The sequence below is a fragment of the ANME-2 cluster archaeon genome (genome assembly GCA_019429385.1).
Lineage (GTDB): Archaea > Halobacteriota > Methanosarcinia > Methanosarcinales > Methanocomedenaceae > Methanocomedens_B.
Genome location: JAHYIS010000002.1, coordinates 116,239 through 129,116, shown reverse-complemented (window position 1 = coordinate 129,116; position 12,878 = coordinate 116,239). Strand labels below are relative to the sequence as shown.

The following is a 12,878-nucleotide window of genomic DNA, read 5'->3' as shown; positions in this document are numbered from 1 at the left end:
TCTCATTCCGTTGTTTAAAGCATCTGCATACATCGGGCCCTTCAAATCCAATCGTTTATTATATAGTCCGTCCAACTATGTGATGGGAGTAAAGATGGTACACGATTTATGCTTATTCTGTGGAGAAGATGATATACATCTGGCATGGTTCAAAGTAACAATGAAAAGTGCAGATGTGCAGGCTGAGGTTATAGAATGTCTGAATGAACACGGGGCAGAAATTCGTTTCGGCTACCTCACCGGACCCTTACCGGATGCGAAGGTCAAATACGAAGTTTTCACTCTGGTAGATGAAAATGCAGATATGGAAGAACTGGCAACAGGGCTGGGTAGACTGGAGGGGGTCATTCATGTGGAAAAGGGAATATCCCATAATGTATCACTACAATCCTCAGGATTCCCGCAGGAACTCCTTGGTGAGAGGGCGATACTATTACGAGCTACCACCTTTGTGGACATCCTGAAAATATTGAACGAGCATGCACCACAATCAGAAACACTTCTTTTCCTGGCAGGGTTGCGTGGAGGTTCGAATGCGGCTAAGTATTTCACAAAGACAGCCTGGCTGGAACGCAGCAACCTGACCGTGATACTGACCGAACTTCTCTCGGTATGCGGGTGGGGCAAGATACAGATTCAATTTGATTTCCCGTCCCTCAAAGGCAAGATAACAGTCCAGGATTCATTTATCGCAGATACGTTTGAAAGAAGGGAATCACCAGTATGCAGTTACATGAGCGGTTATTTTGCCGGGTTTTTCAGCGAGGTGCTGGGAGAAAATATGTCTGTATCCGAAATTGCATGCAAGAGTACTGGCAGCCCGTACTGCGAACATATTATCTACCACGCCCCTATCTTCAATATCGAGCATCTGGCAAGAGGGGAAGGGATGTGATAAAACAGCCAAATGTTATTCTGGGAAACTCGAAACTGCTGGTGACGATGGGTCGCAAAGGTGAGATATTCGGGTTATTCTACCCTCGACGGGACACTGCCCAGCATGCTGAAGAATCGATGGGATGTATCTATACGAACGGCACCCTTTCATGGCTCGACAGCATAGATTGGGCATCCAGGCAGAATTATATCAAGGACACTAATATGGTCGTTACCAGGCTTACCCAGCACGGGGTCAGGGTAACGATAACGGATTTTGTCCTGCCTGATGCACCGGTGCTGGTACGGAGGTTCTCGATCAGGACAAAAGTGCCATTCAGGGGAAAGTTCTACTATTACTCCAAGTTCAATGCAGGCGAGATGCAGCATAAGAACTCTAACCTGTATGACCCTGAACACAAAATGCTCATCCAGTACTGGCAGGACCACCATATAGGCATCAAAGGCATACCACCATTTGACGAGTGGCAGGTGGGGAAAGCAACGGATGTCGTCTGGTGGACCAACGCAAAAAAGGACATGGAAGATGGGAAACTCCAGAAGAACATGGAAGATATCGGCAACCTGAACATGGCGGCTGGCTGGGACCTGGAACTGGATGAGGGAAAATCCAAAGAGATAACAGTCTATATCGGCTTGAGCGACAGCCGGGTGTTGATACATAAATTCCTGCATAAGATATCTGAAAAACCGGTAGGCGCCCTGCTGAAAAAAACAAAGGAGCACTGGCATGAATGGTTGAACAGCACCCGCGCCACGGAGGGATTGACAGGCCGTGCAGAAGAATTTGCCATACCTTATAAAAGGGCGCTATTGACACTGGACCTCTTGAGCGACAGGGATGAGGGGTCGTTTATTGCAGCACCCGAATTTGACCCTGGTTTTGAGAAATGTGGAGGTTACGGATACTGCTGGAACAGGGACAGTGCCAAGATAGTGCTGTCATTGACATCTGCGGGGTATCCCGAATATGCAAAACGTTTTTTCAAATGGTGCAAAAAAACACAGATGCCTGATGGTTCATGGTTCCAGAGGTACTGGCTTAACGGGGATATTGCCCCTTCCTGGTGTAATTTCAGGTATTCCAACCAAATTGATGAGACCGCCATAACCCTGTATGCTGCTTACGAACACTACAAGACCCTGAACGGAATCCGCAAAGACCTTTTTCTGAATGAGATATGGCTTTTCATGCTACAGGGTGCAGAACATCTTATGTCGAGGACAGGCAGGGGGCTGCATGATACTTGCATGGACCTGTGGGAAACCTATTACGGGATATTTACCTATACCAATGCATCCATATATGCCGGTCTGCTGGCTGCATCCCATATCGCTCTCGAGAGACAGGAAATTGGATTGAGCAGGCGCTGGCAGGAGCGTGCAGAGTTCATCAAGCAGCAGATGCTTGGAAGATTGTGGCTTGATGACGGTTATTTTGCCAAGGGTATCATAGATAACCATGTGGATACCACTGTGGATGCATCCATCCTTGGTTGTATTATCCCATTCAGGCTGCTTGACCCTGCACATGGGAATGAACTGGAAATGATACGGTCGGTCATTCGCACAATAGAAGCAAGACTATCTGTCAGCGTAAATGAACACAGGGGCATCCTGCGTTATGAGAATGACCATTATATCGGAGGGAATCCCTGGCTTGTCCTGACCTTGTGGCTTTCAAAAACGCTGCTGTATCTTGCACCTTACGAAGCGGGTGCTAACAGTACTATCGAACGTGCACTGGAATATATCCGATGGTCCCTCAAAGGAACAACAAGTCCGGGACTGTTCCCCGAGCAGGTGGATAAACATACGGGCAGGCCTGTATGGGCCATACCACTGGGATGGAGCAATTCACTGTTCATCGACAATGTCCTGTTGCTCAATACACTGGATAAGGATATGCAGGAACGTACATAAAAGGAATGTGCAGTACCGCAAATAACAGGAATATGCAGGATAACGTAAGGAGGAATGTTCATTCATGTATCGATTCGGGCCTGATGCCTGCTCTGACTTCAAGACAGGGACACGTCGGGAGTGGATAATAACCAACGGGCTGGGCGGATACGCTTCATCCACCATTATCGGCGCCAACACCAGGACCTATCACGGGCTGCTGGTAGCAGCGCTGACACCTCCTGTCGGGCGAATGTTGCTGCTCTCATCCCTTGATGAAGAGATCGAGATGGGTAATACCACTCATCAACTTGCGTCCCATCGCTATCAGGGAGCAGTTCATCCAGAAGGGTTTGGGTATATAAGGGAATTCCGGATACAACCGTTCCCCAGAACCACCTTTGCAGTTGCAGGACTGGTGATCACAAAAGAGGTGTTCATGCCCCACGGGTACAATACTACGGTTGCCAATTACCACATTTCAAATCCCGGTGAACCTGTGAACATGCGGATAGTCCCCCTGGTGAATGCACGCACTATCCATTCCACCACGAAAAACTATGATTTCGACTTTACCGGGGAGCTCCTTGATTCGGGGGTCGTGGTCAGGGCATCAGGTGCCTATCCCGGGGAATTGCCGCCTCTGTTCCTTCAATGCGATGCAGGACGGTTCTTTGAGGATGGCAGGTGGCACTTCAATTTCGAATACGACATGGAGCGATACAGGGGACAACCTTACGTGGAGGACAATTACAATCCCGGCTTTTTCCTGGTGCCAGTTGGAACGGGAGACAGCGTATTCAGTATCATGGCATCCACCCGATTTCAGAATGTATCTGAAACATGGGAATTGCGCGATCGCGAGATAGAACGATTGAGGGGAATGAGAGACCGGTCCGGTCTGACAGATGAATTCGCATCTAACCTGGTAGGTGCTTCGGACCAGTTCATAGTACACCGAAGCTCAACTGATGCTTCAACTGTTATTGCAGGGTATCACTGGTTCTCGGATTGGGGGAGGGATGCGCTGATATCGCTGCCGGGGCTGACCCTTGTTACACGGCGGTTCGATGAGGCAAGGCAGATACTCATGACCTTTGCGCATCACGTCAGGGACGGACTTGTGCCGAACAGGTTCCCTGATGCCGGTGACGGTGTCGATTATAATACCGTGGATGCATCCCTGTGGTTCTTCAATGCGGTTTACCAGTACCTGAGATATACAGGTGACATAGAATTCGTAGCCGGACTGTGGAGCACGATGTGTGATATTATTGATGGCTACCGGTTCGGCACCCGGTTCGGTATCCACATGGATGATGACGGTCTGATACTGTCAGAGGGACAGCTTACCTGGATGGATGCAATGGCAGGGGGCAGGATGTTCACACCAAGGGCAGGGAAAGCGTGTGAGATAAATGCGCTGTGGTACAATGCGCTGAAGATAATGGAGGAACTGGCACCCGGGTTGGGGGACGACCCGCGGGAATATTCGAGGATGTCCAGGCGCACCAGAATAAACTATGCACAATTCTGGAACGAAACTGCCGGATGTCTGTATGATGTTATAGATGGGGAAGGGAGGGGGGATGCCTCTATGCGGCCCAACCAGATAATTGCTGTGTCGCTGCCATTTTCAGTATTGCCTCCCGACCGGGAACAGAAGATAGTCGCTGTGGTGGAGAAAGAACTGCTCACTCCACTGGGATTGCGCACGCTTTCAAAAAGTGACCCCGCATACAAGGGACACTACATGGGTGACAGGTATTCAAGGGACAGTGCATACCACCAGGGTACGGTCTGGCCATGGCTGATGGGGCCTTTCGTGACTGCATATTGCAAAGTGAACGGACGTTCGGCCGGAGCCCGGTCCCGTGCTAAAACATTGTTCGAACCTTTTGCTGCCCATTTACATGATGCCGGTATCGGGACCATCTCCGAGATATTTGACGGTGACCATCCCCATGAGCCCGGAGGATGCATATCCCAGGCATGGAGCGTGGCAGAACTGCTACGGTCGTATGGAGAAGATGTACTGGAACACCGCTGAGGGCAGTCTATTTTTATGTTGTAAGGTTCTCAGTCCATTAGTATTTCATCAACCGGTATCAAAAGTCATCCCCCTTTGAAGAATGTGTACCGGAAATACGTAAAAAAGATTATGATGTGTCATATCATTAGTAATTGTATGAAAAAGATACTCTCAATGGCACGTCTGGAACTTGTCAAGTCCAGGTCGGTCATGGACCGGCGGGTTTTCTTCTTCATGGTACTGTCAACACTGATCATGATGATGGCTGCACCCACTATAGACGTTTCCACGTTTTCCATGACAAAAAACCTCTATATTATCAATGCAGATGGACCGCCGCTGGATATCGTACTTTCCTCAGATGCCAGGTTTCGGCTGGTGAACAGTGAACAGGCCGACCTTACGATTTCGAGTTCCAGAATTCAGGGTAATCGCACCCAGCGGTCAATGGCAGCGCTCTCAGCACTTGACGAGACCGTGAAACAGTATCGTAATGATATGCTCGAAGCCCAGTACCCTGAGAACGACCCTGGATACTATTCGGCATTCCCGGTGTGGGTGGATGTCACGTATCTTGATACGTCACTCACCATAACCAGTGAAAACGCAGGGGTAACATCCACATCCACCGCATCCACTACATCCACATCCACCACACCCGCTTCCACTCCTACTCTGTCACCTACAATGGATAATGAATCCCCGTTCCAGACCCCCACACCCCTGCCCACTGCCGTGCCGCCTGAAAACATATCAGGTACCCCGCCAGGTGACATAACTCCGCCATTCCCCCTGACATCGGTACTGGTGTCTTTCCTGTTCGTGGCACCCATGTTCTTCGTCTCCCAGTTATATTCCTCCAGCATCATGGATGAGCGTATCAGCCGCAAAGGCGTCATGCTTCTGGTATCTCCCATCAGGGGATATGAGATAGTGGCAGGGAAAACACTGCCGTATTTTACCGTCCTGCTGGTATTCAGCATGGTTTCCGCACTTGTACTGGGTGGAGATGCCCTTGTAGTGCTGGTTATGATACCGGTGATACTGATATTCCTTTCCACTGCCTTTTTATCAAGTATCCTTGCCCGTAATTTCAGGGAACTTACTATGATGCTGGTGTTCTTTTCAGTGGTGCTGGGAAGTTTTTTGTTCATACCTGCGGCTTTTGTCAATATCCATGAATACAGCACCATTTCACCCCTGACCGTCGTGGTCAACCTGCTGGAAGGAGATACGGTGACTCTGGAGAACCTGGCCTTTGCTTCCTTGCCCCTGCTGTTTGCTTCGTTGCTGACGTACCTGTTTTGCACTTTGCTCATGAATGAGGAGGGACTGCTGGTAAAAGTGGATGCTTTTGAGAAGGTCCTGGATTCGGTGGGGCGGTTGTTATATTACCTTGGCCGCTGGCATGTGGGGGTCCTGGTCATTGGCATGCTGGTGGTGCCTTTCGTGTTCCTGGGCCAGCTGTTCCTGCTGGTGATCTTTTTCAATATGATGACTGTGTCACCCATGCTTGTTATCGGGATAAGCATGGCAGTTTCGGTGATGGTGGAGGAATGGGCAAAGGTCCTGGCACCGCTGGTGCTGCTTAAAAAAGGGTGCAGGTATCCTGTATTACTGGGTATGCTGTCAGGGATGGGATATTTCCTGGGTGAGAAGGGATTGCTGCTCCTGGCCATGTCATCGGTTGTGGAAGGAGGCCTGGGTGAATTGCTGTTCGTGGGTACGGGTTACCTGCTGGTTGTCCCCCTGTTCATCCATGTTATTGGTGCTGTGGTCTCATCAAAGGGCATCGCATATGGCATATCCCCTCAATGGGCAGTGGCAGCGGCCTCACTGGTTCATTTTACCATGAACCTCATTATTCTGTGGCAGGGTGGTCTGCTTGGGTAGAGGCATGGGTGTGGTAGCAAAGCGGGAAGGACGTATGCTGCTTACTGAGAAGACACTGGTGATCGCAGTGTTGATACAGTTGTTCGTGGCCTCATTTTCTGCATTCATGTCTGTGGGTTTTGCTGTCATGTTCTCACCTGAGGCCATCAGTCCCCACGTGTCAGAATTCCTGAAGGTAGGTGTAGTGGGTGGAGGTAGTGAAACTTCAGATGACCTTGTTGACCTGATGAGGGACCACATAAGAGTAAAACGATATGGCACTTTATGGGATGCCCAGAAAGCACTACAGGAGGGCAGCGTGGACGGGGTGATAAATATCCTTGATGCACCTGATGACCCTGTAAGACCTGTTCGACTTGACGTGTTCCTGCCATCCGGCAATTTCAAGAGTACCCTGGTGAGTGTGCAGATAAAAAAAGCACTGGAGCTGTTTCAGGAGAAGCTGCGCAGGGACAGGGGTGTGAGTGTGCTGGAGGTAGATCTGCCTGGTGATATTAAGGATGTATCCAAATTCTTTGAGTTCAAATATACGGTACTGGTGCCCCTGCTCATCCTGTTGCCCGCATTCCTCTCTGGTGGTATGATAATAGATATGATAACTGAAGAATATGAACTGGGCACGCTGGACATGCTCAAGGCCAGTCCTCTGAAGTTCTCTGACGTGATATACGGCAAAATGCTGGTTATGGTGTTGATAGCACCGATGCAGGCGGCCGTGTGGATAATGTTGCTGGAATTGAACCGGATACCTGTATATCATCCTGTAGAGATACTACTGTTCCTGGCACTGGTAACCCTGATACTGGTGCAGGCAGGGTCGCTGTTGTCCCTCTATTTCAAGCAGCGTTCGGCTGTACATCTGGTGTTCTCGGTCGTGTTCGTGGTACTGGTACTACTTTCAGGATTGCTACCTGTGCCGCCATTGAACCTGGTGGCGTTGCTGGCCGCCGGGTCGGGTGTGGGTATCATGGATTATGTGTGGTATGTCGGGATAGCAGTGGTGCTGCACGGGCTCGTCAAGGTAATGCCGGATATGGGAGAGTGATGTAACATTGCATGTTTTTCAAACCACAATATATATTGTTGAGTAATAAATGTATTAATTACATGGAGTCAGCCTAAATAACATAGGCAAAGTCTAAAAAAATGGTGGGGGAGTGTGAAATCTCGTTTCAACTGGCGTTTGAGCAATGTGCCATCGGAATGGCTTTAGTGGGTACTGATGGAAAATGGCTCAGGGCCAACTCGTCATTATGTGAGATGATCGGGTATACTGAACAGGAACTGCTTGCATTAGATATCAAGACCATTACGCATAAAGATGACCTTAAAGCTGATCTTGAATATGTGCGACAGATGCTCCAGGGTACCATCCGTACGTACAACATGGAAAAACGCTACCTCCGGAAAGATGATGAGATCATCTGGATCAATCTCTCTGTTTCTCTGGTCAGGGATACAAATAATACACCGCTCTATTTTATCTTACAGATCGAGAACATTACTGAGCGCAAACAAGCTGAAGAATCACTGAAAGTGGGCATGAGGCAGATAGATGACGAAAAAAACAAACTTGAATCGATTTTGTCTGCCATAGGAGATGGTAACAATGATCAGGCCGAGAAGAAACGTGTATTCGGAATGTAAGTAACAAAGCGTCATTATCCTTACCGAATACCTGTTGTTCAGTTCAGGGAGGCCTTTCAAAAGATATTTGTGCGATAACAGTACAATCTCATTATGAATGAGTGTAATTGAAATCAATGAACTCCTTGAAAAGGTTGACAATAACACACTGACCTTTGCTGAAATTGCATCGCTTGCAAGGAAGCTGCAGAAAACGGCATACAAAGGGACACCTGGATTTGGAAATGTATCCAGGGACGATGTGCAGTGGCTTCAAACGTACGCCTTCGCCCTGAAAAAATGGGACCTTTTCTCCAAAGGAGAAGACTATGATATCAACAGCGGCGGAGATTGGAGACAGGCTATGGATGATGTCAGTAAACTGAAGTTCCTGATAGATGAACTTCAAGATAAAAAGCTGGTCAATGAAGTAGCCTGGTATGTTGACGGTATTTCCCTGTTCAACATAACACAACCTGAAATATACAAAAAAGTGATATTAAACAAGGTCCGGACTTTACTGGAAAAAATAAAGGGTTGAAAGGCATGAAAAAAACCATATAGCCTTTCACGCCTTCTCTATCGTAATATCCCAAACTCCGGTTCCAATCTCCTCGATACTGATGATCTTATGACCCTCGGCCTTTAAACTACGGGGCACGTTCCCGATAGCAGGCTCATGGTCATAGGTTGCAACAAGTGTGTCGCCCGATTCCAGTTCTTCAAGTTTCAGTTTTGTCTTTACAAAGGTGAAGGGGCACTCTTCGCCCTTCAGGTCAAGTTTCGCTGTTGCCATATTCTATCACTCCGTTTTCACCATATCCTGCACGATTCCCCGTACAGTTCTTCCTGTATACTGTCTATTTTCGGCTCGTCACCGCAGACCGGGCACTGGGGGTTCTTTCGAATCTTGATCTCATCAAAGGTCATGTTGAGTGCATCGTAATATATCATCCTGCCCACGAGCAGCTCGCCGATACCGAGCAGGTATTTCACAACTTCCGTAGCCTGGATGACACCAATGATACCGGGCAGCACACCCAGCACACCTGCTTCCTGGCAGGACGGCACCATGCCCGGAGGAGGCGCATGTTCGAACAGGCAGCGGTAGCAGGGTCCTTTTCCCGGTACAATGGTCGTGACCTGCCCCTCGAACCTGAAGATACTGCCGTGGGACAGTGGCGTGTTGGTCAGCACGCAGGCATCGTTCACCATATACCGTGTGGCAAAATTGTCTGAACCGTCGACTACAATATCGTAGTCCTTGATAATATCCATGACATTACTGGCATTTATTCTGGTCTCGTAGGGTATGACCTTCACGTCAGGGTTCAGCCGTTCCACGAACTCGGCAGCCGAGAGTACTTTGGACTTATTTACGTTCCCGCCGTGTATGACCTGGCGCTGCAGATTGCTCAGGTCTACCACGTCATCATCCACAAGACCGAGCGTGCCTACTCCGGCTGCAGCCAGGTACTGGATAATGGGGGCACCAAGCCCTCCTGCGCCGATACACAGCACTTTTGAGTCCAGCAGTTTTCTCTGTCCTTTACCGCCAACTTCGGCAAGTATGATATGGCGGGAGTACCGCCTTATTTGTTCTTCATTAAATCCGCCTATCATCTGATCATATCTCCTGAATAAGGGGCAAATATTACTGTGGGTTGTATTTAGACTACTAAAGTATTACTGACATAAATATTTTCTGGTGGTGACAATTGGATTTTTATTGGATATATCAGAGAATCAAGTTATTCTTCAGTATAACTTTTCCTTAATGCACATAATGTATTCCCCTGCATTAAAATAAGATGAATTACCCTGAAATGGAAAAGATACATAGAGGGCATAAGAACATTTGATGCTGGCATTACAAACCAACCCGACACGGTTTTTGCTATGAAAAGATAAAACTGGGCACCGCAAAGAGCGCGAAGGACGCAAAGTACAAGGATGTATGAATAAAACACGCCGAATGAAACTATAAAGTAAACCTTACTCCCAAAAAGATTTGCAGCTTTATAGATTGAGAAGGGTTAAATACAATTTTAACAAAGTTCATGCAAAAACACACGAAATATAAAAGGATGGTTATTACATTATGAAGAACGTTGAAATGACACAGGACGGGAATATTTTAACAATAAAAGTGGACTTGACAAAAGAATTCGGGCCATCATCCTCTGGCAAAACTATTATAATTGCTTCGAGTGAGGGCAATCAGTCAATTTCCGATAAGGAAGATATCAAAATCGGATTAAATGTTTACAGGAAGAAATAATCCGAATAATATAACAATTTTGAAAATGAATGGACAATGTTCGAATATCAATTTACCATGACTTCTGATTTAACAATTTTAACTCATGAAGATGGGGCGAATTATCAGGAAAATTTGCATCACTCATGAAAGACTTAGATCATATCGAAATCCCACAAAAACAAGCCCGTATAAAACCCCTTGAAAACCAAATAGACCAGCTCGTCTACAAACTCTACCACCTGACCCCCCTCAAATATTAAGAGCGTTGAAGGGTTCATTGAGGGGGAAATGAGATAGTTCCAGCAAACATAATGAATGAGAACACTTTCAACCTGCTCACCGTGCCATTTTCACTCATATCAACATCGTTGCATGAGACTACTACAGTTCCACAACCGTCGACAACCGTTAAGTATCCTTTAACCTATATTTAAACCTGAAAATTTTGAGAGGCGATATACATTAACCTGCGATTTCTTGGAGGAGCCGGAGAGGTCGGCCGCTCGGCTGTGGTAGTGGACGATAATATCCTGCTTGACTATGGCATGAAACCCTCAGACCCGCCCCAGTATCCGATAGGCGGCGTGCAACCCGACTCGATCATTGTGTCCCACGGTCACCTGGACCACTGCGGTGTGGTGCCTAACCTGATGGACATGAAGCCCGGCGTGTTCATGACCCCTGTAACAAAGGACCTGACAGCGCTCCTGGCAAAAGACACCATGAAGATAGCTAATGCAGAGGGACATGTTCTGCCATTTATCATAGAAGATATCAGGGACTTTGAATTGCATACCAGCACGGTGGACTACGGCACCCCCTTTGATGCCTCGGGATATGAAGCCACCCTGTATGATGCAGGACATATCCCGGGCTCGTCATCAATATACCTTGAAAATAAGACCGGCAGTCTGCTCTATACAGGAGATGTGGACAACCGTGACACCAACCTGCTTGCACCGGCAGAGAAATTGCCCGTTGCCGACATCGCGATTGTCGAGAGTACCTATTACGGCATTGAACACAGCCCCAGGCCAAAACTTGAGGCAGCGTTTGCAGACTCTATCAAAGCGACCGTTGACAATGGCGGTTGGGCAATAATACCCGCATTTGCCATCGGACGAACCCAGGAAGTGCTCATGATACTGGAGAAATACGGCATACGGTCATGGGTTGACGGCATGGGAAAGGACGTGTATAAAATATTCAAAAAACATCCTGATTACCTGAAAGACCCTGCAAGGCTTGATAAGGCCTTCAAGTTCGCAAATCCTGTGGATAGCAGGGTAAGAAGAAATGTACTGGACGAGCCCGGCGTCATCGTAACGACCGCAGGCATGTTGAACGGTGGTCCGGCACTGTATTACCTGAAACAATTACACAGCGACCCCAGGTCAAAGGTCATGCTGACAGGATACCAGGTTGAAGGGACCAATGGACGTATGGCACTTGAACGGGGGCATTATGAAGATAAAGGAAAGATAATACCCCTTATTGCTAAACTGGAATTATATGATTTCTCGGCACACAGCAGCGATTCCGGATTGAAGGAAATGGTACAGGACCAGGTTGATAGAGGATGCCAGGTCATAATATGCATGCACGGTGACCGGACATCCGAGTTCGCAGCATGGATCAATGAGAACATGGAAGTCAAAGCAATTGCACCCGATAACGGTGACCAGATATATATGTAATTATGCCGGATCCTATTGATATGAACACTGTTATACTGCGCCTCGGCCACCGTCCCGAAAGAGACCAGCGTGTCACCACCCATGTAGGACTTACCGCACGGGCACTGGGGGCCAGTGGAATGCTGCTGGCATCGAACGATAAAGGAGTGATCAACAGCCTCAACGAAGTTGCAGGTCGCTGGGGCGGCAGCTTCTTTGCCAGAACCGTGGATTCATGGAAACAGGAGGTGCGCACCTGGAAAGACGAGGGAGGCCGCGTTGTTCACCTGACCATGTACGGGCAGAACCTGCCTGATGTTATTGATGAGATTTCAAAGGAAAGCTCTTTGATGGTAGTGGTAGGTGCGGAAAAGGTGCCCCCTGACATATACCAGGCTGCGGACTGGAACGTGGCTGTCGGTAGCCAGCCCCATTCAGAGATAGCAGCCCTGGCAGTGTTCCTTGACCGCGTGAACACTGCAAGAGGTATTGAATCCCTGACACGGGAATTTCCGGGCGGGAAACTGAAGATAGTACCTCATGAACAGGGAAAGGTAGTCAAGGAAGTATAAACACGCTGCAACGGGCT

At 48.2% G+C, this 12,878-nt stretch carries 12 protein-coding genes; 10 read left to right on the top strand and 2 right to left on the bottom strand.

What is annotated here, in order from left to right:
- The first annotated feature begins 94 nt into the window (after positions 1 to 94).
- The 7 genes from K0A89_01620 (at position 95) to K0A89_01590 (ending at position 8,891) form a co-directional block, all read left to right on the top strand.
- Positions 95 to 895 (top strand): hypothetical protein, encoded by an 801-nt coding sequence (locus K0A89_01620; GenBank protein MBW6517189.1) that lies wholly within the window; start codon positions 95 to 97, stop codon positions 893 to 895.
- On the top strand, positions 892 to 2,820 hold the full coding sequence (locus K0A89_01615; GenBank protein ID MBW6517188.1) for a glucan 1,4-alpha-glucosidase: 1,929 nt from the start codon (positions 892 to 894) through the stop codon (positions 2,818 to 2,820). The genes K0A89_01620 and K0A89_01615 overlap by 4 nt, the downstream gene beginning before the upstream one ends.
- Positions 2,821 to 2,884: 64 nt before the next feature.
- Complete coding sequence (locus tag K0A89_01610) at positions 2,885 to 4,849, top strand: glycogen debranching enzyme N-terminal domain-containing protein (GenBank protein MBW6517187.1); 1,965 nt, start codon at positions 2,885 to 2,887, stop codon at positions 4,847 to 4,849.
- A gap of 138 nt (positions 4,850 to 4,987) precedes the next feature.
- Positions 4,988 to 6,724: an ABC transporter permease gene (locus tag K0A89_01605; GenBank protein MBW6517186.1), complete on the top strand. Its 1,737-nt coding sequence runs from the start codon at positions 4,988 to 4,990 to the stop codon at positions 6,722 to 6,724.
- A complete protein-coding gene (locus tag K0A89_01600) occupies positions 6,717 to 7,769 on the top strand; it encodes an ABC transporter permease (protein MBW6517185.1) in 1,053 nt (350 codons plus the stop codon). The genes K0A89_01605 and K0A89_01600 overlap by 8 nt, the downstream gene beginning before the upstream one ends.
- 101 nt (positions 7,770 to 7,870) lie before the next feature.
- Positions 7,871 to 8,371, top strand: a complete 501-nt coding sequence (dptG, locus tag K0A89_01595) for a DNA phosphorothioation-dependent restriction protein DptG (protein MBW6517184.1) — start codon at positions 7,871 to 7,873, stop codon at positions 8,369 to 8,371.
- A 97-nt stretch (positions 8,372 to 8,468) separates the two neighbouring features.
- The gene (locus tag K0A89_01590) at positions 8,469 to 8,891 is read left to right on the top strand and encodes a hypothetical protein (GenBank protein MBW6517183.1); all 423 of its coding nucleotides are present in this window, start codon (positions 8,469 to 8,471) and stop codon (positions 8,889 to 8,891) included.
- A gap of 27 nt (positions 8,892 to 8,918) precedes the next feature.
- On the opposite strand, the gene K0A89_01585 is transcribed toward K0A89_01590, so the two are convergent.
- Positions 8,919 to 9,146: a sulfurtransferase TusA family protein gene (locus tag K0A89_01585; protein MBW6517182.1), complete on the bottom strand. Its 228-nt coding sequence runs from the start codon at positions 9,144 to 9,146 to the stop codon at positions 8,919 to 8,921.
- A 17-nt stretch (positions 9,147 to 9,163) separates the two neighbouring features.
- Complete coding sequence (moeB, locus tag K0A89_01580) at positions 9,164 to 9,970, bottom strand: molybdopterin-synthase adenylyltransferase MoeB (protein MBW6517181.1); 807 nt, start codon at positions 9,968 to 9,970, stop codon at positions 9,164 to 9,166.
- A gap of 481 nt (positions 9,971 to 10,451) precedes the next feature.
- Here moeB and K0A89_01575 point away from each other — a divergent pair, with 481 nt between their 5' ends.
- The 3 genes from K0A89_01575 (at position 10,452) to K0A89_01565 (ending at position 12,861) form a co-directional block, all read left to right on the top strand.
- Positions 10,452 to 10,631 (top strand): hypothetical protein, encoded by a 180-nt coding sequence (locus tag K0A89_01575; GenBank protein MBW6517180.1) that lies wholly within the window; start codon positions 10,452 to 10,454, stop codon positions 10,629 to 10,631.
- Positions 10,632 to 11,074: 443 nt separating this feature from the next.
- Entirely contained in the window at positions 11,075 to 12,310 is a 1,236-nt protein-coding gene (locus K0A89_01570; protein MBW6517179.1) for an MBL fold metallo-hydrolase, read from the top strand.
- 20 nt (positions 12,311 to 12,330) lie between these two features.
- The gene (locus tag K0A89_01565; GenBank protein ID MBW6517178.1) at positions 12,331 to 12,861 is read left to right on the top strand and encodes a tRNA (cytidine(56)-2'-O)-methyltransferase; all 531 of its coding nucleotides are present in this window, start codon (positions 12,331 to 12,333) and stop codon (positions 12,859 to 12,861) included.
- Positions 12,862 to 12,878 lie beyond the last annotated feature (17 nt).

What these genes read in the sequence shown, in the direction of transcription:
- K0A89_01605 (MBW6517186.1), top strand. Translation starts at nt 4,988, where the DNA reads ATGAAAAAGATACTCTCAATGGCACGTCTGGAACTTGTCAAGTCCAGG.
- K0A89_01565 (MBW6517178.1), top strand. Translation starts at nt 12,331, where the DNA reads ATGAACACTGTTATACTGCGCCTCGGCCACCGTCCCGAAAGAGACCAG.
- dptG (MBW6517184.1), top strand. Translation starts at nt 7,871, where the DNA reads ATGGTGGGGGAGTGTGAAATCTCGTTTCAACTGGCGTTTGAGCAATGT.
- K0A89_01620 (MBW6517189.1), top strand. Translation starts at nt 95, where the DNA reads ATGGTACACGATTTATGCTTATTCTGTGGAGAAGATGATATACATCTG.
- K0A89_01590 (MBW6517183.1), top strand. Translation starts at nt 8,469, where the DNA reads ATGAGTGTAATTGAAATCAATGAACTCCTTGAAAAGGTTGACAATAAC.
- K0A89_01610 (MBW6517187.1), top strand. Translation starts at nt 2,885, where the DNA reads ATGTATCGATTCGGGCCTGATGCCTGCTCTGACTTCAAGACAGGGACA.
- K0A89_01575 (MBW6517180.1), top strand. Translation starts at nt 10,452, where the DNA reads ATGAAGAACGTTGAAATGACACAGGACGGGAATATTTTAACAATAAAA.
- K0A89_01585 (MBW6517182.1), bottom strand. Translation starts at nt 9,146, where the DNA reads ATGGCAACAGCGAAACTTGACCTGAAGGGCGAAGAGTGCCCCTTCACC.